The organism is Sphingosinithalassobacter tenebrarum, from assembly GCF_011057975.1.
Taxonomy (GTDB): domain Bacteria; phylum Pseudomonadota; class Alphaproteobacteria; order Sphingomonadales; family Sphingomonadaceae; genus Sphingomonas; species Sphingomonas tenebrarum.
Map to the genome: position 1 here is coordinate 380,981 of NZ_CP049109.1, position 23,529 is coordinate 404,509.

Here is a 23,529-nt window from a genome sequence, read left to right on the forward strand (position 1 = left end):
CGCCGATGGCAACCCCTGCGGCGCTCAGCCCTTGCCCGACAGCGTGTCGAGCAGCGGACGGATGGCCGAGATATCATAGCCGCCATTCGCCGCGGCGGCCGTCAGCGTTTCGGGGTCGTCGCCTTCGCTTGCCCGCGCCAGCGCCCAGAGATTGGTCGAGCGCGTGCCCGAGCGGCAATAGGCGAATACCGGCCCGTCCGAAGTCTTGAGCGTATCGACCATCGCTTCGACCTGGTTTCCCGAAAATCCGGCGGCCGTCACCGGGATGAACTCCCAGTGCAACCCGGCTTCCTGCGCCGCCGCGCGCACATCGGCGCTGCGCGGCTGGCCTTCCTCCTCGCCGTCGGGGCGATTGCAGACAAGTGTGGTGAATCCCGCCGCCTTGATGTCGGCGACCTGCTCGGGCGTGATTTGCGGCGAAGCAGTGAAGTTCGAGTCGATCTTGCGTCCGGTCATGCCCGCGCCTTGCGCTTCCCGCCGGGGTGACGTCAAGGCTGCTAGGGGTTGGTTCCGGCCGCCGGATGTCCGTTCGCGACACGAGCGACGGCTTCCTGCGCGCCTGCGAGCGCTTCATGGACGGGCGGTGTTTCGTCCGAGCGGCAGCCGATATCGAAATCGAGCCGGATGGGATGATCGTCCTGCTCGAACGTCACGGATCCGTAGGGCATGTCGGTAATCACGCGCTCGCACGGCAAATCGCCTCCCTCGGCCGTCGCGACTCGTCGCACCGGCTGGAGGATCGCCACGATCGCGCGAAAGTCGTCGGGCGTACCGGCAAGCGGCTGAGTCACCATATCGGGCTTGTAGAAATCGCCGTCGCTCTCGGCGCGGGTGTAGCTGCCGGTGCCGTCGGCGGTGAGGCGCCATTGCGTGCGCAACACGCCCCAGCTGCGGATTTCGAGCGTGATCGCCTCAGGCGCGCCGGCGGTCGCTGCCGATTGCGGGCCGCCGGGGGCATTGGCGCACCCGGCCAATGCAGCGAGCATCGCCAGCATGCCTAATTTCCGCATCACGCCACCTCCCGGATCACTGCCAGAAATTCCTCGCCATAGGCATCGAGCTTACGTTCGCCGATGCCGGAGATCTGCGCAAGTTCGGCGCGGCTGGCGGGGCGTGCGGCGGCCATGTCGCGCAGCACCGAATCATGAAAGATGACATAGGGCGGCAGCCCGGTTTCCTGCGCGATCTCGCGGCGTTTGGCGCGCAATGCCTCGAACAGCGGATTGCCGACCGGATTGGCCGCGCTCGCGCCGTCGCGCCGCCGCCGCTCGCGCTTGGGCGGGACGACGATTTCGATACGCGCCTCGCCCTTCAGGATTTCGCGCGCGTCACCCGCGAGCTTCAATCCGCCATGTTCGGTCGCGATCAGGCTGCCGCGCGCCTGCAGCGCGCGCGACACCGGGCGGATCAACGCTGCTTCCTCGCCCCCAACGATTCCGTATACCGACAGCTGGTCATGGCGCCGCTCGGTGACGCGATCGTCATTGGCGCCGGTCAGCACCTTCTCGATATGGCCGATGCCATAGCTTTGCCCGGTCCGGTACACGGCCGACAACAGCTTGCGCGCAACCTGTGTCGCATCGGCCACCTTGGGCGGCGACAGGCAATTGTCGCAATTGCCGCAGGTTTCGGGCGGGTCCTCGCCGAAATGGCGCAGCAGCACCGCGCGGCGGCACCCTGCCGTCTCGACCAGCCCGGCAAGCGCATCGAGCCGCGTGCGTTCGCCTTGCTGGCGATGCGCCTCGACCTCGCCGATGCGGCTGCGCGCCCGCGCGAAATCGTCGGCGCCCCAGAAAAGATGCGCCACCGCAGGATCGCCGTCGCGCCCCGCGCGGCCGGTTTCCTGATAATAGCCTTCGATCGATTTGGGCAGCCCGGCATGGACGACGAAGCGGACATCGGGCTTGTCGATCCCCATGCCGAAGGCGACGGTGGCGACCACCACCATTTCCTCGCTCGCGACGAACGCCGCCTGGTTGCGCCGCCGCACTTCGGGGTCGAGCCCGGCATGATAGGGCAGCACCGGCCGCCCCTTCGCGCCGAGCTTCTCCGCGAGCCGCTCGACGCCCGCGCGCGTCGGCGCATAGACGATGCCCGGTCCCGGCTGTTCGGCGAGTACCGCCTCCACTTGCCGCGTCACGCTGTCGCGCGGGGCGATATGATAGCGGATATTGGGCCGGTCGAACCCGGCGACGATCAGCCCGTCCTGCGGAATGCCGAGCTGTTCGAGAATGTCGGCACGGGTATGCGCGTCCGCCGTGGCGGTCAGCGCGAGGCGCGGGACATCGGGAAACATGTCGAGCATCGGCCGCAGCAGCCGGTAATCGGGGCGGAAATCATGCCCCCATTCGGAAACGCAATGTGCTTCGTCGATCGCGAACAGGCTGAGCGGCGCGGCGCGCAGCAAATTGCGAAACCCTTCGGACGAGGCCCGCTCGGGCGCGACATAGAGCAGGTCCAGCTCGCCCCGGCGATAGCGTGCGACCGTTTCTTCGCGATTATCATCGACACTGGTCAGCGTCGCAGCGCGAATGCCGACGGCTTCGGCCGCGCGCAGCTGATCGTGCATCAGCGCGATCAGCGGCGAGATGACCAGGCACGTTCCCGGCATCGCGACGGCGGGTAGCTGATAGGTAAGCGACTTGCCCGCGCCGGTCGGCATCACAGCCAGCGTGTTGCGGCCCGACAGGACGCGCTCCACGACCTGCTCCTGCACTCCGCGAAAGCCGGAGAAGCCGAAAGTGGCGCGCAGGACGGAAATCGGGTCGGCGGACATTGCGGCGACCTATAACAAGCAGTGCCGTTCAGGCCAGTATCAGCGGCGGCGATATTCCCAGGTCGAAGGATTACTGCCATCGGCCATCGAAATCGTCGCGACCATGACGTCACCATCGCGCATATAGCTGATTTTCTGTGGATAATCATGTTCGGGCGCTTCGAACGTCACGCGGTTCGGCGCGGTTTCGGTAAGCGTGAAGGCGACCGGAGTCAGATCGACGCCAGTGACGACCAGCGCGAGCGTGCCTTCGGCATCCGGCGCGATGCGGAGGAACTCGCGAAAGGTCACGCTGTCGTCACCCGACATGGCATAGCCCATCATCGTGCCGCCCGCCGGCTGGCTCCAATGTTCGATGGTCCAGCCATCGGCATCGGTTGCCCCCCATTCGCCCGCCATGAAAGCGACGTCCGCGATCGTCGGCGCTGCGCTCTGGTTGGCGGCGAGCGCCAGTGCGGCAATCGGGAGCAGCATCGTTCGCAGCATGTATCTTCCCCTTCTCCGATGGTCGTCGATGCAGTCTGGCACTTTTTGGCGGCAATGCTATCGACTTCTGATGGTTACGCTACTGAAACGGATTGCGCTGGCGCTGGCCGCCTCGAATCTCGTCGGGTCGATGGCGCTCTGCGCGCAGGAAGCGCCCGATCCCGCCGCGCTGCTGATCGCGCATGTCAATGTCCTCGATCTGTCGGGCGACGCTCCGGTGATCGCCCATGATCAGGACATATTGGTCAGTCGGGGCAGGATCGTCGCGGTGGACGAAAGCGGCAGCATCGCGCTGCCCGATGGCGCGCGGCGGATCGATGGCGAGCATCGGCTGGCGATGCCGGGGCTGGTCGATATGCACGTCCATGTCTGGGATACGCCCGAACTGGCCGGCTATCTCGGCCACGGCGTCACGATGGTGCGCAACATGTCGGGCATGCCCTATCTACTCGCGCTGCGCGATGCCGTCGCGGCGGGCGAGATCGACGGGCCGCGTATCGTCACCACCGGGCCGATCCTCAACGGCAGCGGCCCCAATGCGCAGCCCAATCACCAGATCGTCGATACGGCGCGGGCCGCGCGTGCTGCCGTGCAATGGCAGTACGACCAAGGCTTCCGCCGCCTGAAGGTTTATTCGAACCTGTCGGCAGAGGCCTATGCCGCGATCCGCGAGGAAGCCGCGCGGCTCGGCATGACGATAACCGGCCACCCGCCCGAAGGGGTGCGCGAACCGGGCATTCCGTTCGATCGGCCGTTCAACATTCCCTTCGAAACCCTGCTCGACGACGGCTTCGTCACGCTCGAACATGCCGAATCGATTGTCTGGCACGGGCTGCGCGGCGGGCGCGACATGGACGCGGCGCGCGCGCTGGCCGCACGGATCGCCGAGTCCGGCGTCGCGGTCGATCCCACGCTCTTCGCCTTCTACGGGCTGATGCGGACCGCCGAGACGCGCGGCGCCTGGCTCGAACGGCCGGGGACGGAGACGCTCAATCCGTTCATCACGATGATGGAGGGCGAGAATTTCGCCCGCTGGCGGGGCGAATCGGCCGAAGCCGCGCGCGCCGATTTCGAATTCTACCGCCGGTTTACGGGCATGCTCCACGATGCGGGCGTGCCGCTCATCGCGGGCACCGATTCGGGCATCTTCGCCAATATCCCCGGCCGCTCGCTGATCGACGAGTTGCACCTGCTCGTCTCGGCGGGGCTCAGCCCCTATGCGGCGTTGCAGGCGGCGACGGTGAATCCCGTTCGCATACTGGGTGAAAGCGACGAAGCGGGCCGCATCGCGCCGGGCTATCGTGCCGATTTCCTGCTGCTCGATGGCGATCCGCTTGCCGATGTCGGTGCGGCGGGCACACCCTGGGCGCTGGTGCGCGGCGGCCGCTGGCTTGACGGCGAAGCGCTGGCGGGGCTGCGCGACGCGGCGACCCGGGTCGATGCCGAACGCAGCCAGGCGCAGGTGATGGAGGCAATCGGGCAACAACAGGCGTTCGAGTGACTCTGCCCACTTGCTAGCCCCACCCCCGATGCGCCAAACGCATCGGACAATGACAGTAAGCGTGGACATGGGGCTGGACGGCAAGGGCGATGCCGTCAGCATGGATCTGGAAGAATTGCTCGCGACGCGACTGCTCGTTCAGGGCAATTCGGGATCGGGAAAGTCGCATCTGCTGCGCCGCCTGCTCGAACGCAGCGCCGGCCATGTCCAGCAGGTGGTGATCGATCCCGAAGGCGATTTCGTCACTTTGGGCGACGAATATGGCCATGTCGCGATCGAGGCGGCCGAGCATAGCGAGCGCGAAATCGCCGCCTTCGCGAGCCGCGTGCGCGAACATCGCGCCTCGGTCGTCCTCAGCCTCGACGAGCTCGAGGCGGAAAGCCAGATGCGCTGCGCTGCCGCCTTCCTGAATGCGCTGTTCGATGCCCCGCGCGACCATTGGTATCCGGCGCTCGTCGTGGTCGACGAGGCACAGCTTTTCGCACCCACCGGCGGCGGCGAAGTCGCCGAGGACGTGCGCCGCGCGTCCTTGAGCGCGATGACCAATCTGATGTGCCGCGGCCGCAAGCGCGGTCTTGCCGGGGTGATCGCGACGCAGCGGCTCGCCAAGCTCGCCAAGAATGTCGCGGCGGAAGCGTCGAACTTCCTGATGGGCCGCACCTTTCTGGACATCGACATGCAGCGCGCCGCCGACCTGCTCGGGATGGAGCGGCGCCAGGCTGAACAGATTCGCGATCTTTCGCGCGGCACCTTCCTCGCGCTCGGCCCTGCCGTTTCGCGCCGCCCGATCGCGATCCGCATCGGCGACGTCGTGACGTCGGCGCGCAGCGGCAGCCCGAAGCTCGCCCCGCTTCCCGAATCGCCGCCCGAGGATATCAAGGACCTGCTCTTCGCCCCCGTCGCTGAAGCGCCCGCATTCACCCCGCCGCCCTCCCCCCCGCCCGCGCCGAAGATGACCAGCGAGCGAATGATCGAGGCGCTCGCCTCGACTGTCCCGGCGCCCTCCCCCGACGTGCCCGAAAAGCCGCCCGAGGAGCTGGAAGCCGTGAATGTCGACGTGCTGCGCGCGATCGTCGCGGATGAAGACTCGGCGTTCCGCTCGCCTGCGGTCCTCTATCAGGATTATCAGGTCCGCTGCCGCATGGCCGGCGTGCCGCGTCCGCCGCTCGATTTGCCCGGCTTCGTCCGGCGTCTCTCGGCGGCGCGCGCGGGAATTTTCGACTTGAACGACGATGGCTGGCAGGCGGCAATGGACGCCGCCTCGGCGTTGCCCGACGACATGCTCGGCCCGTTCCTGATGGTCGCCCGCGCCGCGCGGCAGGGAGAGCCCTGCCCGAGCGACAGCGAATTGGCGGCAAGCTATGGCACCAGCTCGCCCGGCCGCGTGCGTCGCCTGATCGCCTATATCGAGAGCCGCGACCTGTTCGTGACGCGCGTCGATCTGGCGGGGAAACGCTCGATCACGATTCCGCAGCTCGGTTGGACCACCGCGGCGGCGGAAACGGCCTGAGCTTCAACCCCGGCACCACCGTTTGTGCTGAGCTTGCCTCTCATCCTCCGTTTGCCCTGAGCTTGTCGAAGCCTGTCCTGAGCGCCTGCCTTGGCAGGCAGTCGAAGGGGGCTGTTCTTCTTTTCCGCGGAAGAGAAGAAGAAGGACGGTGCTTCGACAGGCTCAGCACCAACGGTTGTGGAGACCAGTTACCCCCGTCGCGCGATCAGTCGCCGCAGCCAGGCCTCGGTCGCGCGCGGATGCGCGAGCGGCAGCATGTGGCCGCCCTCAATGATCTCCAGCGTCGCATCGGGAATGGCGTTGACCGTCACGCGGCCATGCAGTTCGGGGTCGAGGATCGCGTCTTCGCGACCGTACAGGATCGATGTCGGCGCGGTGATTTCGCCATAGCGCGGCACCATCGCGGCAACCGCCTCGGGCGCGGCGAGCATTTCCTCGCCGCCGGCGCGGAAGCTTTGCGGGCGCAGCGACAATGCGCCGCCACCGCGGCTGGCGAAATCGGTCGGCACCGCGTCGGGCGCGAATATCTTGCGCATCGTCTCCATCGCGGTGAGGCTGCCCATCGGTACCGCCACGGTCCACGACATCAGCGCGCGCAGCGCCGGAGACTGGACCAGCAAGCTGCGAAACGCCTCCGGCGCGGTATCGATCGGCTGCGTCAGCGGCGCGATCAGGCCCAGTGTGCTCACCAGATCGGGATGATCGAGCGCGAGCTGCAGCGCCAGCGCGCCGCCCATCGAATGCCCGACCACCACCGGCTGTTCGAGCGCGAGCCGCGCCATCAGCGCGGCGACCATCTCCGCCTGTTGCGGCAGCGTGGGGTGCGGCCCCTCGACGGTCGAATAGCCCCAGCCGGGCCGGTCGATCAGGATGACGCGATAATCGGAGACGAGCCGGTCGGCGAGCGCATAGGAAAAATGGCGCAACTGCCCGAGCAGCCCGTGCAGCATCACGATCGGCATGCCGCTGCCGCGATCGACATAATGAAGCCGCCCGCCCGGCACGTCGAGCAGCGCGCCATCCTGCGGTACGGTCGCCTCCGCGCCACGCGCGCCCAACGCGCTCCACAGGGCCAGCCCGCCGCCCAGCGCGGCGCTCGCCGCGCCGATCCCGGTCAGCCATTTGCTCGTGCGGTTCATATCGTCTCCCATGTCATTTCGTGACAAGCGCGTCGTCTCCGTCTTCTTCCTCGCGTTCGGCTGCCTGCCGGTTCCACATTTCGGCGTAAACGCCCTTTGCGGCGAGCAGTTCGCCATGTGTCCCGCTTTCCACCACGCGGCCCGATTCGAGCACCACGATCCGGTCGGCATGGACCACCGTCGACAGCCGGTGCGCGATCACGATGGTCGTGCGTCCGCGCTCTATCGCTTCCAGCGTCGCCTGGATATCGGCTTCGGTCCGGCTGTCGAGCGCACTGGTCGCTTCGTCGAGAATCAGGATCGGCGGGTCCTTCAGCAGTGTGCGGGCGATCGCCACGCGCTGCTTCTCGCCCCCCGAAAGCTTCAGTCCGCGCTCGCCCACGCGCGTATCGAATCCCTGTGGCAGCGACTGGATGAAGCCAGCGATCGCCGCGCCCCGAGCGGCGGCAGCCACTTCGTCGGGCGAGGCATCGGCGCGGCCATAGGCGATATTGTAGCCGATCGTGTCGTTGAACAGCACCGTATCCTGCGGGACGATGCCGATCGCCGCGCGCAGGCTTTCCTGGCGAACGTCGCGCAGGTCCTGCCCGTCGATGGTGATCCGGCCGCCGGTGACGTCATAGAAACGGAAGATCAGCCGCGCGAGAGTCGATTTGCCCGCGCCCGATGGCCCCACCACCGCCAGCGTCGAACCGGCGGGGACGTCGAGGTCGATGCCCTTCAATATCTCGCGATCGGCGTCATAGCCGAAATGCACATTATCGAACCGGACATGGCCCTTCGCTACCTTGAGGTCGGTCGCATCCGGCGCGTCGCGCACTTCGGTATCGGTATCGATCAGGTCGAACATCGCCGCCATGTCGATCACGCCCTGGCGGATCGTGCGATAGACCCAGCCGAGCATGTCGAGCGGCCGGAAAAGCTGGCTGAGCAGGGTCGAGACCAGCACGACGTCGCCCGGCGAGAAATCGCCCCGCGCCCAGCCGAACACGACCAGCGCCATCCCTGCGCCGAGCATCGTGTTGGTGATGACGCTCTGCCCGATATTGAGCCAGGCGAGCGAATTCTCCGATGTCGTCGCGGCTGCCGCGTAATCGTGGATCGCCTTGTCATAGCGCTCCGCCTCGCGCCGTTCGGCGTTGAAATATTTGACCGTTTCAAAGTTCAGCAGCGAATCGACCGCGTGCGCCACGGCGCCGGTATCGAGATCGTTCATCCGCTCGCGAAGCTTCGATCGCCAGTCAGTGACGATCCGCGTGAAGGCGATATAGACGACCACCATCGTCACTGTTCCGGCAACCAGCCAGACTCCGAACCGCGTCCAGAAAATGCCGAGCACCAGCGCCAGTTCGAGGATGGTCGGCGCGATGTTGAAGATCAGGAAATAGAGCATCGAATCGATGCTCTTGGTGCCGCGCTCGATCACCTTGGTGACCGCGCCGGTGCGCCGCGTCAGGTGAAAGCGCAGGCTGAGCTGGTGGAGATGGCGAAAGACGTCGGAGCCGAGGCGCCGCGTCGCATCCTGGCCCACCCGCTCGAACACGGCGTTGCGCAGATTGTCGAACAATACCGTTCCCAGCCGCGCGGCGGCATAGCCGACGACCAGTGCGACGACGAGCCACACGCCGTCGCGCGATCCCTGCGCCATGCCGTCGATCGCGCCCTGCAGTGCGAAGGGGGCGCCATAGACCTGGATCAGCTTCGATCCGACGACCAGGCACAGCGCGACGACGATGCGCACGCGCAGCGCAGGCGCGTGTTTGGGCCAGAGATAAGGGAGGAACCGCCGCAGCGTTGCAAGCATCGGCCGCTCGGACGCGGAGGCAGTCGGCAGATCGGGAGGCATCGCGCTCATCTGGAGGCAGCGGCCGATGCTTGCAACTGTTCACGCGACCGGGAACCGAGCGACGGCAGCCAAGTGACTCAAATCGCTACGGAACGTCTGGGGCCTTCCGCTCGTTAACTTTTGCGGAAGGAGCGACTACGATGGACCCGGTTTTTTTCGTGATGGCAATTTTGGGATGCGGCGACAGCGGTGTCGCGTGTCGCCAGCAGCATGTCGAGCCGGTCCGGTATGAAAGCGCGGTGGCGTGCGAAGCGGCTGTGCCAGACGCGCTCCGCAGCAATACCGACGTTCCCTATCCGGTTATCGCCGCATCCTGCATGCAGCGCGGCGCAATCCGTTCGGCGGATGCGTCAGGAGATGCCGGTTCGGAATCCTGAACCAGCAGCTTCGGCTGAATCCGCCTCATCACGCCCGGATGCCTTGCCGCCAGCCTCGATCGGCAGCGCCCAGCGTATCTGATCGCGCAGCAGCGCCTCGAGATCGCCGGCACCGGCATTATGCGCCGCCGCGCGCTTGCGCAGCAGCGTGGCGAGCAGTTCGGCGCGGTTTCGCGCAGGCGCGTCATGTGCTGCGCGCCCCTTGTCGAGCGCGCGCGCGAGGCGAAGCGACAATAAGGTCAATTTTGCGATCCCCGGAATGATGGCTGGTCTTTTCGCCTGCGCGGCGTTTCCGGGACTTTGCCGAACAGTGTTAACGGTGCGTCATCCCTCGCGCGGGCGGTCCCATAATCCGGCGTCGCGCGACACAGTGCCGTAAAGCCGGGCTCGCGCGCTCGCTTGCCCGAAAGCGCGAACGATCCAGCCGATCTTTTCGAAATTGCGCGTGCGGATGCGGTGGTCCCAGGCATGTTCGCCCGCCGCAGCGACCTTGCGCCCTATCGCGCCGTATATCCCCGCCGCCGCGAGTACGGCCCAGGCGGCGCGGAACGGCAGTTTCGGCGTTCCCGCCCGGCCGCTGGCTTCATAGGCCGCGGCAAGGTCGGTGAGGCGGCGCACCAGCACCACCAACCGCCCGCGATAATGGGGCTTCACATGCTGGCCGGGCGAAACGTCCATCTCCGCCAGCCACTCCATAGGCAGATAGCAGCGCCCCACCCGGTCGTCGGCTTCCACGTCGCGCGCGATGTTTGAAAGCTGGAAGGAAATGCCGAGATCGCATGCCCGGTCGAGCGTTGCCTCGTCCTTCGCATCGACTCCCATCACCAGCGCCATCAGGCACCCGACCGCGCCCGCGACATGATAGCAATAGCGCAGCAAATCGGCCTCGGTGCGCGGCCGCCAGTCCTCGACGTCCAGCGCGAATCCGGCAATCACGTCGTCGATCAAGTGGCGCGGCAGCGGCAGCTCGGCATTGAGCACGCCGAGCGCATCGAACCCGGGATCGCCGATCCGCTTGCCCGAAAGCACCGCCTCGGTCCCTTCGCGGATCAGCGCGAGCCGCGCGGCGGCGTCTTCCTCCGAATGGCCTTTATGGCCGAGCAGTTGCGCATCGGCGAGATCGTCGCAGCGGCGGCACCAGGCATAGAGCAGCCATGCCCGCTGGCGCATCGTCCGGTCGAACAGCCGGCTCGCCGCGGCAAAGCTCAGCGATCCGCCCGAAATCGTTTCGTGCGCGGTTGCGACGATCGCCGCGCGGCTGGGAAGCGCGCCGTGCTCGCTCACAATTCCTCGCGAGTCATGCGTACGATCGGCACGGTGGGTTCGAAATTCGCCATCTTGTCGAGCAATGTGTCGAGATCGCTGTCGACCAGCAAGATGCCCTGATGCTGCGGCCGCAGGAAACCGACCTTGCCCATATGGCCGACGAAGTCGATCAGCCCGTCATAGAAACCGGCGATGTTGAGCAGGCCTATGGGGTCGGCGTGATAGCCGAGCTGCGCCCAGCTCATCGCTTCCCACAATTCGTCCATAGTGCCGGTGCCGCCGGGCAGCGTCACGAACCCGTCGGCAAGCTCGGTGAAGCGCGCCTTGCGCTCGTGCATCGTCTCGCAGACTTCAAGGTTGGTCAGTCCGCGATGCGCGACTTCGGCATCGACCAGCCGCTGCGGGATGATGCCGATCACTTCGCCCCCGGCTTCGAGCGCGGCGTCGGCCACCGCGCCCATCAGCCCCAGCTTGCCGCCGCCATAGACGACGCCGATGCCGCGTTCGGCAAGGCTGCGGCCCACCATCCTGGCGGCTTCGATATAGACGGGATCGGCGGGGCTCGCCGATCCGCAATAGACTGCGATACGCTTCATGTCAGATCTTCCAGCATCAGGCCTGCGGTCGCCTTGGCGCTGCCCACGACGCCGGGAATGCCCGCGCCCGGGTGCGTTCCGGCACCGGTGAAATAGAGATTGGCGATATTGTCGTCGCGATTGTGCACCCGGAACCAGGCGCTTTGCGTCAGGATCGGTTCCAGCGAGAATGCCGATCCGTGATGCGCGGCCAGATCGCGCGCGAAATCGGGCGGGGCATAGCTGAATCTGGTGACGATCCGTTCGTCGAGATCGGGGATCAGCCGCTTCTTCACTTCGGCGAGGATGCGCGCCTCCAGGATCGGCCCGATCTCGTTCCAGTCGGCCGGAAACTTGCCCAGATGCGGCACCGGGGCGAGCGCGTAGAAAGTCGCGTGCCCCTCGGGCGCCATCGCCGGGTCGCTCGCGCTCGGGTGGTGGAGATAGAGCGAGAAATCCTGCGCCAGCACGCCGTGATCGTAAATATCCTCGAGCAGCCCTTTGTAGCGCGGGCCGAACAGGATCATGTGGTGCGGGATATCGGGGAAGGTCCCGCGCAGCCCGAAATGGACGAGGAACAGCGACGGCGAGAAACGCTTGCGCTCCAGCCGGTCGGCGGTGCGCTGTGCCGCGCGATTGTCGCTGAGCAGGTCGCGATAGCTGTGGACGATATCGGCATTGCTCGCGACCGCGTCGACATCGATCTGGAAACCCGATCTGGTCGTCAGTCCCGTCACCCGGTCGCCGAGCGTCGCGATATGCGTCACCGGATCGCCCAGCCGGATTTCGCCGCCCAGCCGCTCGAACAGCGCCACCATCCCGGCGACCAGCTTGTTGGTCCCGCCCTTCGCCCACCAGACGCCGCCATCGATTTCCAGCTTGTGGATCAGTGCATAAATGGCGCTGGTCTTCATCGGATCGCCGCCGACCAGCAATGTGTGGAACGACAGCGCCTCGCGCAGCTTCTCGTTCTTCACGAAGTGCGACACCATCGAATAGACCGATCGCCACGCCTGATGCCGCGCCAGCGCGGGCGCGGCCTTGAGCATCGAACCGAAGTCGAGAAACGGCACATGGCCGAGCTTCACATAGCCTTCGCGATAGACGCCTTCGGAATAGCCGAGGAAGCGGCGATAGCCATCGACGTCTTCGGGGGAGAGCTTGGCGATCTCGCCGCGCAGCTGCGTGTCGTCGTTCGAATAGTCGAATTCGGTCCCGTCGGGCCAGCTCAGCCGGTAAAAGGGCATGACGGGGAGGAGCTTCACGTCCTCCGAAATGTCGCGCCCGGTAAGCTGCCACAGTTCGGCGAGCGCATCCGGCGCGGTGATCACCGTCGGCCCGGCATCGAAAGTGAAACCGTCGCGCTCCCAATGATAGGCGCGCCCGCCCGGCTTGTCGCGCGCCTCGATCAGCGTCGTTTCGATCCCCGCCGACTGCAGCCGGATCGCCAGGGCAAGCCCACCGAATCCCGCGCCGATCACTGCCACGCGCTTCATCGCTTCTTTCCCCGTATCGCCTTGACGGCCTTGCCGATCGGCACCGGCGGCTTGCCGCTCAGCACGCGCAACCGGTCCGCCACGCTCGATTGACCGGCATAGAAGCGCGCGATCAGCCCCGCGTCCAGCCGATAGAAGCGCTCGAGAATGCGCCAGCGCTCGGCCGGCTCGGCCGCGCGGAACAGCATCGCCGAAAGCGTGCGATAGAAGCCGCGGCTCCGCCAGCTCTTCCGCGCCAGCCCGTGCAGCAGATCGTGAAGCGCGACGCCCGAAACGTCGCTGGCATCGGCGACGGCCGCGGCCGCGCGCAACGCATCGGGCAGCGAATAGCCGGTGACCGGGTGGAACAGCCCCGCGCGCATCCCCGCCTTGGCGACGCGATTGCCGCCAGCGCGCCAATATTCCTCGAAATCGCCGCCCATCACGACGGGCAGCACGCCGCCCTCCTCGCGCGCGACGCGATCGACCTGCCAGCCGCTGGCGGCGACATATTCGTCGATCCGCGCCCCGAGCAGATCGGCGTCGAGATGCCGGTCGTCGCTGTAATAGGTGTCCTCGACGAACATCCGCGTCGCGGCGAAGGGCAGACAATAGACGAAGCGATAGCCGTCGCGCTGCTCGACCGTCGCGTCCATCACCAGCGGGCGCGGCACGTCGTGTCCGTCGGACAGGCGAAACTCGCGCCCGAGGAATTTCTGCCAGCCCAGGTCGAGCATCGAGAGGTCGGCCGGACCGCGGCAATCGATCACGCCCTGCGCTTCCACCCGGTCGCCATCGGCGAGCACCACGGCCTTGGCGCTGGTGGCGAGCACCTTGCGCTTGAGCATCAGAGCGTCGCGCGGCAGCGTTTCGCGAACCAGCTGATCGAGTCGTTCGGACTCGATCGAATAATAGGGGTTCTTCAGCGTGCGGGCGTGCCCCGGAAAGGCGACGTCATAGCCCGTCCAGCCATAGCTGATCAGCGGCGCGATCAGCCAGCGATGCTCGGCCGCGACGTCGCTCGCGAAGAAGGACCAGAGGTGATTGCCGCCGATCCGGCGCGATCCCTCGATCAGGCGAATGGTGCAATCGGGGCGTTTTCGCGTGAGCGCCAGCGCGATCAGCCCGCCCGCAAGTCCCCCGCCGACGATAGCGACATCGCAATTATGGGTGACCGGCATGATCTGCGGTTAGCGAATCGCGGGAGATGGGGGAAGCCCCGCTCTGGCGCTAGTTCATCGCATCGCCTCCGCCGTGTCGAAGCTGGTCGGGCAGCGGCGTTGCTGCTCGGCGCGGATGGCGCGCACCGATAGGCGGCGATCGTCGGCTTCGAGGAAGCTCATGTCCGAATCGAGTTCGAGAACATCCTCCTCGCTGCCGCTTTCGAAAATGCTCGCCACGCCGGCTACCACGCCGTTGCGCCGCGCGCTGCGTTCGGCGCGCGTTTCATAATCGAGCGCGGTTTCCAGTTGCGCGCAGCTCAGCGGAGCAAAGCGCGCCGTGCGATGTTCGACGCTCGTGCATCCCGCACCCATCAGCGCGAGGACGAGCAGCAGTACAGGCTTGCGAACCATCATGTCGCTCCTTGAGATATTCCGGGGAAAGTGGTGTCCGGGCCGCTTCGCCGGGGCAAGGCGGCCCGGACCGGCTTCAGAAGCGCAGCGTCAGGCCGCCAAGCGCCTGGTTCGACGACAGCGAGCCGTCGAGCTTCCGGTGGCGATATTCGGCACGGACCGAGGCATTGCGCGAAACGGCAACTTCAACACCGCCGCCGAACAATACGCCGTCGACGGTCTCGCCTTCGCTTGCGACCGGCGTGGTGTTGCCGGTGGCGAAGCCGCTGATCCGGTAGCGGTTCAGCGCATAGCCGACCCGGCCATAGACCAACACCCGCGGTTGCACTGCGATGCCGGCGCGCACCGAAAAGTCGGCATTCCACTTCGAATCGAGTTCGATCGTGCCGCCGGGAATGTCCGCGCGGAGCGTTTTGCCGTTCGGGCTGAACCCGGCCTCGACACCCAGTACGAAATTCTCGAACTGATGGTCGTAACCGGCATAGCCGCCATAGGCGAAGCCGGCGCGCCTGTCCGACAGCGTGGTGTTGAGCGTTGCCGGCAGGACCGTTTCTTCGATCCGACGGTCCTCCCATCCCGCCTGCGCGCCGATAGCGACTCCGTTGAAATATTCGCCGTCGGATTGTGCGCGGGCGGGCGGCGTGGTGATCAGCGCGACGAACGCCGCGGTGCCCAGCGCCACCAGTTGAAACGTGCCGCGGTTCATCATCTTCGTGCTCATTTTACGTCCTTCCTTCGAGTGATTTGCATGTGCTGCGGACAAGCGACTCCGTGGCGTCAGACGGGGCTGACGCGCAGGATCGCGTTGCTTCGGGTGGAATTGCGCCCGGCGCGGGCCGATCGTGGCGGCGGCGGGCGCTTTCCTCAGGGCCTTGTCAGGTCGGTAGCGCCTCTGGACCGCGTGCTGTCAGGCGGAAGCGGTCGCGATAATCCGTCGCCGATACGCCCAGGTGCCGCTGAAACGCGCGACGCATCCGCTCCGCATTGCCGAAGCCCGAGCGCAGGGCGATCGCGTCGACCGGGGTCGTGGACTGTTCGAGCGCCACGCGGGCCGCCTGCAGCCGTGCCATTTCGACATAATGGGCGGGCGTCACGCCCATCTCCTCCTTGAACTTCCGCGCAAAGCTGCGCTCGGACATGCAGGCGCGCGCGGCGAGGCTGGTAACGGTCAGGTCCTCGCCGACATGGTCGAGGATATGGGCGAGCGTTTCGGCGATCTTGCCGTCATTCGCCTTCTGCGCGAGCAAGCTGGCGCTGAACTGCGCCTGGCCGCCGGGGCGCATCATGTACATCACATTGTACCGAGCGACTTCGAGCGCGATGTCGTGGCCCCAATCCTCTTCGAGCAGGGCAAGCGCCAGGTCCATGCCCGCGGTCACGCCCGCCGAAGTCCAGATATTGCCGTCGCGAACGAAGATCGCGTCGGGTTCGATCGAAACCCGGGGATAGCGTTTCGTAAGGATCGGGCACCACCACCAGTGCGTCGTCGCGCGGCGCCCGTCGAGCAGGCCCAGCTCAGCGAGGATCATCGCGCCGGTGCAGATCGACACCACGCGGTCGGCACGCCCCGCGGCGGCGGCGACGAAATCGAGAAGTTCGCGATCCTCGATCGCCTGAGCCGTGCCGTGCCCGCCGGCGACAATCAGCGTGTCGATCGGCCGCGCATCCTCGGCGGCCTCGGCAAAGGACTGGTCGGCCTCGATCGTCAGACCGCTCGTCGTGCGCACCGGGCCTGCCGCCTGTGCCACGACATGCACGTCATACGGCACCGTGCCCTGCGGCAGGAACAGCTTGGCGCCGGTAAGCACTTCGAGCGGTCCCACCACGTCGAGGATATGGGCATCGTGATAGGTGACCATCACCACCCGGCGTTGCGGCGCCGTCCGCGTCTGTATGTTGGCAGCGTTTGTCATGGGCAGACAGTATCCCGATGCGCTGAAGACCGTTAGGACAGTTACCCCACCTTTTCTGCCAAGGCGTTTTTTTGTCCGTTCGGACATCAGAATTGGGCCGAAACGGGCGATCGGCCCGTGCAAGAGGCGGATGATGGGGTGCGGAGAGCGAATATCGCCGCTGTCCGAAGCGGAGCGCCAATCGAATGGTCCGACAATAGCCTGAAATCCGCCATTCCCCCCGGCTCGCGTCCCCCCTACAATCAGGCCTGTGACCGTCGCCCTAGCCATCCTCGCCTCCGCCGTCGCGATGACGCTGATCGTCGGCGTGCGGTACCTGCTGTCGAGCGGTGGGTTCGCGCTGGCGACACGGCTGCGCCATCCTGGCCTCTATGCCGGGCTCGGGCCGCAGATGCGTCGCGAAATCGCTTGGTCGCTCGCCAGCGCGGCGATCTATGGGATTCCGGCGGGCGTGGTCGCCTGGGGGTGGCAGGCGCATGGCTGGACGCGGATCTATGATGACATCGGCGCCTTTCCGCTCTGGTACCTGCCGGTTTCCGTGCTGCTCTATCTGCTCGCGCACGACGCCTGGTTCTACTGGACGCATCGCTGGATGCACCGGCCGCGCTGGTTTCGCATCGCCCATGCCGTTCATCACGCCAGCCGCCCGCCCACGGCATGGGCGGCGATGGCGTTTCACCCGGTCGAAGCGCTTACCGGCGCAGTGGTGATTCCAGCGCTCGTCTTCGTCATTCCGATCCATGTCGGCGCGCTCGCGCTGGTGTTGACGATCATGACGGTGATGGGCGTCACCAATCACATGGGGTGGGAGATTTTTCCGCGCTTTTTGTGGAACGGGCCGCTCGGCCGCTGGCTGATCACCGCCAGCCACCATCAGCGGCATCATGATCGCTATCGTTGCAATTACGGCCTGTATTTCCGTTTCTGGGATCATCTGTGTGGCACCGATGCGGGCGTGGGCGGCTTTGCCGCGCCGCGTGAACCGCACCCGCGAAGATATGCTACGGAACCTAAGTAAAGCTGCCTCGTTCTAAGGCCGGTATCGCGTTCAAAGGGAGAAATCTGTCACATGCGTAGCCTGACCCTCGCCGGGCTCCTGGCCTGTTCCATCGCGCTGCCCGCGCACGCCCAGTCAATCCAGTCGGAGAATGGCGACCCCGAAGGCGATTTCGCGATCGTCGGCGCGGCGGGAACGGTGACTCCCGATTATGAAGGCTCGGACGATTATCGCCTCTCCCCCGTCCCCGGAGCCGCCGGGCGGGTCGGCGGCATCGGCTTCCAGCTCGCCGGCAATCGCCTCAGCGTCGACCTGATGCCCGACATTCTGGAATCGGGCTGGAAGTTGCAGGCCGGGCCGCTGGCGGCGGTCAATTTCAATCGCACCAGCCCCAAAAGCATCGATCAGCCCGAAATCGCCGCGCTGGGCGATGTCGGCACCGCGATCGAGGTCGGCGGCTATATCGGCATTGCCAAGACCGCCGTCGTCACCAGCGAGTATGACCGGATTTCGCTGACGCTCAGCTATCGCCACGACGTCAACGGGGTGCATGACAGCGGCGTGTGGACGCCGACGCTCAGCTATCTGACGCCGCTCAGCCGCAAGGCGCTCGTCTCGGTCTTCGTCTCGGCCGACCATGTCGAGAACGCCTATGCCGACACTTATTATTCGATCACGCCGGCGGGATCGGTGGCGAGCGGCCTTCCGGTCTATGACGCCGATGGCGGCTGGAAGAACTGGGGTATGGGCCTGGGCGGCGCCTATGCGCTTTCGGGCGATCTGACCGGCGGGCTGCTGCTCGTCGGCGGCGTCGGCTATCGCCGCCTGCTCGGCGACTTCGCCGACAGTCCCGTCGTCGGCGTCGGCAGTGCCGATCAGTGGCTCGGCGTCGCGGGGCTCGCCTACAGCTTCTGAACACGGCCCCTTGCGTATGCGCCAGTAACCTTTAGACTCGCGACCATTCCCCGGGGGAGCGCCGAACCGCGCTTGAGAGGCAGGCAGGAGCCTGCGACCCGCTGAACCTGATCCCGATGATACGGGCGTAGGGAGGGAGCGGTTTTTCCCGAAAATCCGCGCTCTCCTTCCCGCCCAAGGAGACGCGACGCATGGCCGACAATCCCGCAATTCCCGAACTCAAGGTCACCACCGGCCCGATCCGCGGCAGCCGCAAGGTGCATGTCGGGCCGTTGAAGGTCGCGATGCGCGAGATCGATCTCGAGCCCAGCTCGGGCGAGCCGCCGCTGCGCGTCTATGATCCCTCCGGCCCCTATACCGATCCCGATGTCCGCATCGACATCATGGCCGGCCTGCCCGAGCTGCGCCGCGACTGGATTCGCGATCGCGGCGATGTGGAAGAAGTCACCCAGCGCGAAGTGAAGCCCGAGGATAACGGCCTGTCCGGCCCCGATCGCTCGGGCGGCGTCCAGCCCTTCCCGAACGTGCGCAAGAAGGTGCTCCGCGCCAAGCCGGGCAGCAACGTCAGCCAGATGCACTATGCGCGCAAGGGCATCATCACCCCCGAAATGGAATATGTCGCCGCCCGCGAAAATCTGGGCCGTGAAGCGATGCACCGCGATGCGACGCGCGACGGCGAAAGCTTCGGCGCCGCCATCCCCGATTTCGTCACGCCGGAGTTCGTCCGCGATGAGATCGCGAGGGGCCGCGCGATCATCCCCAACAACATCAACCACCCCGAAAGCGAACCGATGGCGATCGGCCGCAATTTCCTGGTCAAGATCAACGCCAATATCGGCAACTCCGCCGTCGCCAGCGACGTGGCGAGCGAAGTCGACAAGATGGTCTGGGCGACCCGCTGGGGCGCGGACACGGTGATGGACCTCTCCACCGGCCGCAACATCCACGACACGCGCGAATGGATATTGCGCAATTCGCCCGTCCCGATCGGCACCGTCCCCATCTATCAGGCGCTGGAAAAGGTCGGCGGCGTCGCCGAAGACCTCAACTGGGACATTTTCCGCGACACGCTGATCGAACAGGCCGAACAGGGCGTCGATTATTTCACCATCCATGCGGGCGTCCGCCTGCCCTATGTCCCGCTCGCGGCGAAGCGCGTCACCGGCATCGTTTCGCGCGGCGGATCGATCATGGCGAAATGGTGCCTCGCCCATCACAAGGAGAGCTTCCTCTACGAAAAGTTCGAGGAAATCTGCGAGATCATGAAGGCCTATGACGTCGCCTTCTCCTTGGGCGACGGCCTGCGCCCCGGCAGCATCGCCGACGCCAATGACGAGGCGCAGTTCGCCGAACTCTACACGCTCGGTGAGCTGACCCACAAGGCGTGGGCGCATGACGTCCAGGTCATGATCGAAGGCCCCGGCCATGTGCCGATGCACAAGATCAAGGAGAATATGGACAAGCAGCTCGAGGTGTGCGGCGAAGCGCCCTTCTACACGCTCGGGCCGCTCACCACCGATATCGCGCCGGGATATGACCATATCACCAGCGGCATCGGCGCCGCGATGATCGGCTGGTACGGCACGGCGATGCTCTGTTACGTCACGCCCAAGGAGCATCTCGGCCTGCCCGATCGCGACGATGTGAAGGTGGGCGTGGTGACCTACAAGCTCGCCGCCCACGCCGCCGATCTCGCCAAGGGCCACCCGGCCGCCAAGCTGCGCGACGACGCGCTGAGCCGCGCGCGCTTCGAATTCCGTTGGCGCGACCAGTTCCACCTGTCGCTCGATCCCGACACGGCCGAGCAATATCACGATCAGACGCTCCCGGCCGAAGGCGCCAAGACCGCCCATTTCTGCTCGATGTGCGGCCCGAAATTCTGCTCGATGAAGATTTCGCAAGAGGTCCGCGATTTCGCCGCGAAGCAAAATCAGGGCGCCGACGGCTTCCTTGCATCGTCTCCCCTCCCGCCTGCGGGAGGGGCCGGGGGTGGGCAACCTGCACCCGAGGAAGCCGAAGCGGGGATGGAGCAGATGAGCAAGGTGTTCAAGGAAACCGGCAGCGAGCTGTACATGGGCGCCGGGGATCGGGAGCGGGATTGATGGTGAGGATTTGTATCGACCGGAGAGCTGATTGAACCTCAAAACCCCTGAACTTCGTCAAGCACTTGCGACTTTTGCCAAGGCCGCGCGTGAATGCGCCGGTCGTGATGTCAAAGGAGTGAACTTTGAAAAATTTCGACTACACCGCGGCAAGGTGTTTGACCTGTCTGACGAGGTAATCAGAGCCCAGAATGACTTTGTACGCATAGCTATACGGAAGCTTGGGCCGATCAAAGGTCATGCAAAGGTTTTGGATGAGGCGCTTTGGGACTTTGTTACCTCGTCCGAAAACGTAGCTGACCTCGACAAAACTGAGTGCCTCAACCGCGCGCTGGAGAAAATAGAACTCCAATCTGCGTCGGTTTGCGAGTTTTTCAGGCCCTGCCCGTTGGTCGAATTGCCAGATGGCACGGACCGGATTGATATTGGTCGGGTTGCGATAAATCGCTCTGAGGCAAGAATTCACGAATTTCGAAAGATAAATCCGCGGTACAAATTTGGGGTGAGTCAGGACTGGTCTCTGTCGATCGTGGTCGCTGCAGAGGACGTCGGTATCGTTACTAACCTTCCGCCCACTATGTGGTCGGTGAATTTGGCAGCTGCAGACCCAATTCGTGAAGAAGAGGCGCTTTGGCTTGTAGATGTCGCGCTCAGCATACTGAGGATGACCGCGAAGCACAAAGATCTTGGCGTTTCGGCGCCCACAGTCGGTAAAGTTGAGTCCCATCCATTTGTGCCATACGACATACGAAACCACAGCTTTACGCTGAATCAGGAAGGTGGGGGCACACTGGGCGGAATGACCGCTCCAAACGACTATCGGCTTTCAGCCGGTGCCGTTGAAGCGCTAAAACATGCTTCGGCAGTGGCGAAGACTTCGGCGGTATTCGATGCGGAGCCCAAATCAGTTGCTGAAAGATTCTACCAAGGTTGTGGATGGCTAACACGCGGGCGGCGCAGTAGCGATAGATCAGACCGGTTATTGTATTTCTTCACCGCTATCGAAGCCCTATTGACCAGGTCTGACAATCGAGCCCCTGTCTTGGACACGATCGCTCGTCACGCTGCAGTTCTATTAACCGATGACAACGAAGATCGTGTAAAGATCGCGACCGACTTGAAGAAGCTTTACGCTGTTCGTTCAGCTCTCGTTCACGCAGGAAGCAGAGGTGCCTTTGACATCGATTCCAACTCAGCTCAGCAAATAGCTGAGCTGTTGTATTTCCGGGTTTGGAACGACATCGCCCTTTCTGTGCGGCATGAAGTTTTTGCGGACGCATTAGGTCAAGCTAGTTATGGCCTTCCATTCAAACCAATGCTAGCCAGCTAATAATTCCGGGGGCACAATACCTAATTCCTGCAACTCAACCATCCCAAGCGCCACCCATATCACGCGCACCGTGCAGAAACCGGACAATCTCGACGCGTTCCTTACCCGTGCGATACAACAGTAAATATCGCCCGACCGCCCAGCTCCGCGCGCCTTCGCCAATCTCTGGACGGGCCATGCCGCGCTCGGGAAAGTCGCGCAGCTGCTGCGCCGCCGCGACCAATCGCCGCACATGCGCCTCCGCCGCCAGCGGGTCATCCTGCGCAATCCAGTGGTAAATCTCGCCAAGGTCGCGATCCGCGCTCGGCAGGATATGGACGCGCGTCACACCTCGCGTCGTGCGCCGTCAAGCCGCGCCCGACCGCGTGCGATCACATCGTCGGCCCAATCCTCCGGCATCGGCTCGGGCTCGCCACTTGCCAGCCCGTCATCCCATGCCGCGCGCAATCGGGCGATTTCGCGGGCCTTGACCGCCTCCGCCTCCTGATCGCGCCGCACCAGATCGCGGATATAGTCGCTGCTGCTGCTGTACCGCCCTTCGGCGACGCGGCTTTCGACCCAGGCCTTGAGCGCTTCGGGGATGGAGACATTCATCTGCGCCATGCCTACGACTATAGGGATTTGCGCTAAGATTGTCACGCAGCGCGCTTTGCATGTCGAGAACGCCTGATCTCCGTCTTTCGTCGCCCCTGCGCAGGCAGGGGCCTATGTCTGTCGCGTGCATAGAGCCGACTGACACAGGCACGCCGCTTTTGTGTCAGCCGGTTATACGCAATCCACAGCGATAGGCCCCTGCCTGCGCAGGGGCGACGGGCCTTGCGGGAAAATGTGCGAACGAGCGCCAATCAGAACAAACCAAAAACAAACCTGTCCTACACGGCGAAAATCTGCTCCATACTGCCCGATGAAAAACGGCAGACCCCCCATTCCGCCCGAACCGCCTTCGGAAGACGCGCCTTTCGATGCCGCGTTCGAACCCGTCCCCGTCCGCGATCGGCATGACGGCTGGACGCCCGACAAACAGACCGCGTTCATCGAGGCGCTGGCGGCATCCGGCTGCGTCGTCCATGCCGCCGAAGCGGTGGGCATGCGCCCCAACGCCGCCTATCGCCTGCGCGCGCGGCCCGATGCGGCGTCGTTTCGCGCGGCGTGGGAGCATGCATTGGAATATGCGGTGCAGCGGCTTGCCGAAGCGACGCTCAGCCGCGCGATCCACGGCGTCTCTCGCCCGGTCTATTATCAGGGCGAAGTGATCGGCGAGCGCCGCTATTATGACGAGCGGCTGGCGATGTTCATCCTGCGCTATCGCGACCCCTATCGCTATGGCGCCTGGGTCGATGACAGCGTCCCCAGCCGCACCCCCGATGCCGAAGCGCGCGGCCTCACCCGTGCGGTCGATCGGCTCGCGAGCGATGTCTGGGCTGACCATCACGATTTTCCGCGCGAAAAGGCGCCGATCGACTTCCCCGCGCGCCAGCCGATCACCCCCGAGGAGCAGGCCCGGCGCGAGCGCGAGGCGGCGGAACGGCGCGATTCCTGCGAATTTCGCGTCTCCGAAATTCAGGAAGCGGAGGAGGAAGCGGCAAGAGAAGCGGCGCAGGCCACTGCGCGCGATGCCGGTGATCCCTCCGACCCCGGCGACTGGCGCAACTATGTCGACGACCCCTGACCCCATGCGGGGAGGCGAAAGGACATGGGACGTGGTGTCTCTTTTGTCTCCTTTCGCGCCCTATCCGCCCGCTGCGGC

The 23,529-nt window shown here is 65.2% G+C and carries 24 protein-coding genes and 1 riboswitch; of the genes, 8 read left to right on the plus strand and 16 right to left on the minus strand.

Annotated features, from left to right (window positions below; all coding sequences use genetic code 11):
• Window positions 1–24: 24 nt before the first annotated feature.
• Genes G5C33_RS01920 through G5C33_RS01935 form a run of 4 tightly spaced genes read right to left on the minus strand, consistent with a single transcriptional unit; the run spans window position 25 to window position 3,262 of the window.
• Complete coding sequence (locus G5C33_RS01920; RefSeq protein ID WP_165325662.1) at window positions 25–456, minus strand: TIGR01244 family sulfur transferase; 432 nt, start codon at window positions 454–456, stop codon at window positions 25–27.
• 41 nt (window positions 457–497) lie between these two features.
• Window positions 498–1,013 (minus strand): hypothetical protein, encoded by a 516-nt coding sequence (locus tag G5C33_RS01925; protein WP_165325663.1) that lies wholly within the window; start codon window positions 1,011–1,013, stop codon window positions 498–500.
• A complete protein-coding gene (gene recQ, locus G5C33_RS01930; RefSeq protein WP_165325664.1) occupies window positions 1,010–2,776 on the minus strand; it encodes a DNA helicase RecQ in 1,767 nt (588 codons plus the stop codon). The genes G5C33_RS01925 and recQ overlap by 4 nt, the downstream gene beginning before the upstream one ends.
• A 39-nt stretch (window positions 2,777–2,815) precedes the next feature.
• Window positions 2,816–3,262 carry a DUF6265 family protein gene (locus G5C33_RS01935; protein ID WP_165325665.1) on the minus strand — a complete coding sequence of 149 codons (447 nt, stop codon included), beginning with the start codon at window positions 3,260–3,262 and terminating at the stop codon, window positions 2,816–2,818.
• A gap of 70 nt (window positions 3,263–3,332) precedes the next feature.
• On the opposite strand from G5C33_RS01935, the gene G5C33_RS01940 reads away from it, so the two are divergent.
• Window positions 3,333–4,763 carry an amidohydrolase family protein gene (locus tag G5C33_RS01940; RefSeq protein ID WP_165325666.1) on the plus strand — a complete coding sequence of 477 codons (1,431 nt, stop codon included), beginning with the start codon at window positions 3,333–3,335 and terminating at the stop codon, window positions 4,761–4,763.
• Between the two features lie 49 nt (window positions 4,764–4,812).
• Window positions 4,813–6,273: an ATP-binding protein gene (locus G5C33_RS01945; protein WP_165325667.1), complete on the plus strand. Its 1,461-nt coding sequence runs from the start codon at window positions 4,813–4,815 to the stop codon at window positions 6,271–6,273.
• A gap of 188 nt (window positions 6,274–6,461) precedes the next feature.
• On the opposite strand, the gene G5C33_RS01950 is transcribed toward G5C33_RS01945, so the two are convergent.
• Together G5C33_RS01950 and G5C33_RS01955 are read right to left on the minus strand one after the other, a co-directional pair.
• Entirely contained in the window at window positions 6,462–7,412 is a 951-nt protein-coding gene (locus G5C33_RS01950) for an alpha/beta fold hydrolase (RefSeq protein ID WP_165325668.1), read from the minus strand.
• A 13-nt stretch (window positions 7,413–7,425) separates the two neighbouring features.
• Window positions 7,426–9,258 carry an ABCB family ABC transporter ATP-binding protein/permease gene (locus G5C33_RS01955; RefSeq protein WP_206518679.1) on the minus strand — a complete coding sequence of 611 codons (1,833 nt, stop codon included), beginning with the start codon at window positions 9,256–9,258 and terminating at the stop codon, window positions 7,426–7,428.
• A 140-nt stretch (window positions 9,259–9,398) separates the two neighbouring features.
• On the opposite strand from G5C33_RS01955, the gene G5C33_RS01960 reads away from it, so the two are divergent.
• The gene (locus tag G5C33_RS01960; RefSeq protein WP_165325669.1) at window positions 9,399–9,635 is read left to right on the plus strand and encodes a hypothetical protein; all 237 of its coding nucleotides are present in this window, start codon (window positions 9,399–9,401) and stop codon (window positions 9,633–9,635) included.
• On the opposite strand, the gene G5C33_RS01965 is transcribed toward G5C33_RS01960, so the two are convergent.
• From G5C33_RS01965 to G5C33_RS02000, 8 genes are all read right to left on the minus strand, one after another.
• The gene (locus G5C33_RS01965; RefSeq protein WP_165325670.1) at window positions 9,609–9,878 is read right to left on the minus strand and encodes a hypothetical protein; all 270 of its coding nucleotides are present in this window, start codon (window positions 9,876–9,878) and stop codon (window positions 9,609–9,611) included. The two genes, G5C33_RS01960 and G5C33_RS01965, sit on opposite strands and share 27 nt — an antisense overlap.
• A gap of 81 nt (window positions 9,879–9,959) precedes the next feature.
• Window positions 9,960–10,919: a phytoene/squalene synthase family protein gene (locus G5C33_RS01970; RefSeq protein WP_165325671.1), complete on the minus strand. Its 960-nt coding sequence runs from the start codon at window positions 10,917–10,919 to the stop codon at window positions 9,960–9,962.
• Window positions 10,916–11,497 (minus strand): LOG family protein, encoded by a 582-nt coding sequence (locus G5C33_RS01975; protein WP_165325672.1) that lies wholly within the window; start codon window positions 11,495–11,497, stop codon window positions 10,916–10,918. Before G5C33_RS01975 ends, G5C33_RS01970 begins: the two co-directional genes overlap by 4 nt.
• Complete coding sequence (locus G5C33_RS01980; RefSeq protein WP_165325673.1) at window positions 11,494–12,972, minus strand: phytoene desaturase; 1,479 nt, start codon at window positions 12,970–12,972, stop codon at window positions 11,494–11,496. Before G5C33_RS01980 ends, G5C33_RS01975 begins: the two co-directional genes overlap by 4 nt.
• Window positions 12,969–14,132 (minus strand): lycopene beta-cyclase CrtY, encoded by a 1,164-nt coding sequence (crtY, locus tag G5C33_RS01985; protein ID WP_165325674.1) that lies wholly within the window; start codon window positions 14,130–14,132, stop codon window positions 12,969–12,971. Before crtY ends, G5C33_RS01980 begins: the two co-directional genes overlap by 4 nt.
• Window positions 14,133–14,186: 54 nt before the next feature.
• Entirely contained in the window at window positions 14,187–14,528 is a 342-nt protein-coding gene (locus G5C33_RS01990; protein WP_206518615.1) for a hypothetical protein, read from the minus strand.
• A gap of 73 nt (window positions 14,529–14,601) precedes the next feature.
• The gene (locus G5C33_RS01995) at window positions 14,602–15,246 is read right to left on the minus strand and encodes an outer membrane protein (protein ID WP_165325676.1); all 645 of its coding nucleotides are present in this window, start codon (window positions 15,244–15,246) and stop codon (window positions 14,602–14,604) included.
• Window positions 15,247–15,400: 154 nt separating this feature from the next.
• Window positions 15,401–16,438: a GlxA family transcriptional regulator gene (locus G5C33_RS02000; protein WP_206518616.1), complete on the minus strand. Its 1,038-nt coding sequence runs from the start codon at window positions 16,436–16,438 to the stop codon at window positions 15,401–15,403.
• Between the two features lie 289 nt (window positions 16,439–16,727).
• Between G5C33_RS02000 and G5C33_RS02005 the strand changes: the two genes are divergently transcribed.
• The 4 genes from G5C33_RS02005 (at window position 16,728) to G5C33_RS02020 (ending at window position 21,782) form a co-directional block, all read left to right on the plus strand.
• The gene (locus G5C33_RS02005; protein WP_165328662.1) at window positions 16,728–17,456 is read left to right on the plus strand and encodes a sterol desaturase family protein; all 729 of its coding nucleotides are present in this window, start codon (window positions 16,728–16,730) and stop codon (window positions 17,454–17,456) included.
• Between the two features lie 51 nt (window positions 17,457–17,507).
• Window positions 17,508–18,350, plus strand: a complete 843-nt coding sequence (locus tag G5C33_RS02010) for a MipA/OmpV family protein (protein WP_165325677.1) — start codon at window positions 17,508–17,510, stop codon at window positions 18,348–18,350.
• A 42-nt stretch (window positions 18,351–18,392) separates the two neighbouring features.
• Window positions 18,393–18,501, plus strand: a riboswitch (TPP riboswitch).
• A gap of 40 nt (window positions 18,502–18,541) precedes the next feature.
• Window positions 18,542–20,452, plus strand: a complete 1,911-nt coding sequence (gene thiC / locus G5C33_RS02015; protein ID WP_165325678.1) for a phosphomethylpyrimidine synthase ThiC — start codon at window positions 18,542–18,544, stop codon at window positions 20,450–20,452.
• A gap of 31 nt (window positions 20,453–20,483) precedes the next feature.
• A complete protein-coding gene (locus G5C33_RS02020) occupies window positions 20,484–21,782 on the plus strand; it encodes a HEPN domain-containing protein (protein ID WP_165325679.1) in 1,299 nt (432 codons plus the stop codon).
• 34 nt (window positions 21,783–21,816) lie between these two features.
• Here G5C33_RS02020 and G5C33_RS02025 read toward each other — a convergent pair whose 3' ends face one another.
• Window positions 21,817–22,110, minus strand: a complete 294-nt coding sequence (locus G5C33_RS02025) for a type II toxin-antitoxin system RelE/ParE family toxin (protein ID WP_165325680.1) — start codon at window positions 22,108–22,110, stop codon at window positions 21,817–21,819.
• Complete coding sequence (locus G5C33_RS02030) at window positions 22,107–22,385, minus strand: type II toxin-antitoxin system ParD family antitoxin (RefSeq protein WP_165325681.1); 279 nt, start codon at window positions 22,383–22,385, stop codon at window positions 22,107–22,109. Before G5C33_RS02030 ends, G5C33_RS02025 begins: the two co-directional genes overlap by 4 nt.
• A gap of 301 nt (window positions 22,386–22,686) precedes the next feature.
• On the opposite strand from G5C33_RS02030, the gene G5C33_RS02035 reads away from it, so the two are divergent.
• Complete coding sequence (locus tag G5C33_RS02035) at window positions 22,687–23,451, plus strand: hypothetical protein (RefSeq protein ID WP_165325682.1); 765 nt, start codon at window positions 22,687–22,689, stop codon at window positions 23,449–23,451.
• Window positions 23,452–23,529 lie beyond the last annotated feature (78 nt).

Excerpts from the sequence above, each read along its gene's own strand:
- G5C33_RS01975 (WP_165325672.1), bottom strand. The coding sequence starts at position 11,497 with ATGAAGCGTATCGCAGTCTATTGCGGATCGGCGAGCCCCGCCGATCCC.
- thiC (WP_165325678.1), top strand. The coding sequence starts at position 18,542 with ATGGCCGACAATCCCGCAATTCCCGAACTCAAGGTCACCACCGGCCCG.
- G5C33_RS01995 (WP_165325676.1), bottom strand. The coding sequence starts at position 15,246 with ATGAGCACGAAGATGATGAACCGCGGCACGTTTCAACTGGTGGCGCTG.
- G5C33_RS01950 (WP_165325668.1), bottom strand. The coding sequence starts at position 7,412 with ATGAACCGCACGAGCAAATGGCTGACCGGGATCGGCGCGGCGAGCGCC.
- G5C33_RS01955 (WP_206518679.1), bottom strand. The coding sequence starts at position 9,258 with ATGCCTCCCGATCTGCCGACTGCCTCCGCGTCCGAGCGGCCGATGCTT.
- G5C33_RS01990 (WP_206518615.1), bottom strand. The coding sequence starts at position 14,528 with ATGATGGTTCGCAAGCCTGTACTGCTGCTCGTCCTCGCGCTGATGGGT.
- G5C33_RS01935 (WP_165325665.1), bottom strand. The coding sequence starts at position 3,262 with ATGCTGCGAACGATGCTGCTCCCGATTGCCGCACTGGCGCTCGCCGCC.
- G5C33_RS01945 (WP_165325667.1), top strand. The coding sequence starts at position 4,813 with ATGACAGTAAGCGTGGACATGGGGCTGGACGGCAAGGGCGATGCCGTC.
- G5C33_RS02000 (WP_206518616.1), bottom strand. The coding sequence starts at position 16,438 with ATGACAAACGCTGCCAACATACAGACGCGGACGGCGCCGCAACGCCGG.
- G5C33_RS01960 (WP_165325669.1), top strand. The coding sequence starts at position 9,399 with ATGGACCCGGTTTTTTTCGTGATGGCAATTTTGGGATGCGGCGACAGC.
- G5C33_RS01980 (WP_165325673.1), bottom strand. The coding sequence starts at position 12,972 with ATGAAGCGCGTGGCAGTGATCGGCGCGGGATTCGGTGGGCTTGCCCTG.
- G5C33_RS01920 (WP_165325662.1), bottom strand. The coding sequence starts at position 456 with ATGACCGGACGCAAGATCGACTCGAACTTCACTGCTTCGCCGCAAATC.
- G5C33_RS01940 (WP_165325666.1), top strand. The coding sequence starts at position 3,333 with ATGGTTACGCTACTGAAACGGATTGCGCTGGCGCTGGCCGCCTCGAAT.
- crtY (WP_165325674.1), bottom strand. The coding sequence starts at position 14,132 with ATGCCGGTCACCCATAATTGCGATGTCGCTATCGTCGGCGGGGGACTT.
- G5C33_RS02030 (WP_165325681.1), bottom strand. The coding sequence starts at position 22,385 with ATGGCGCAGATGAATGTCTCCATCCCCGAAGCGCTCAAGGCCTGGGTC.
- recQ (WP_165325664.1), bottom strand. The coding sequence starts at position 2,776 with ATGTCCGCCGACCCGATTTCCGTCCTGCGCGCCACTTTCGGCTTCTCC.
- G5C33_RS02035 (WP_165325682.1), top strand. The coding sequence starts at position 22,687 with ATGAAAAACGGCAGACCCCCCATTCCGCCCGAACCGCCTTCGGAAGAC.
- G5C33_RS02010 (WP_165325677.1), top strand. The coding sequence starts at position 17,508 with ATGCGTAGCCTGACCCTCGCCGGGCTCCTGGCCTGTTCCATCGCGCTG.
- G5C33_RS02005 (WP_165328662.1), top strand. The coding sequence starts at position 16,728 with ATGACGCTGATCGTCGGCGTGCGGTACCTGCTGTCGAGCGGTGGGTTC.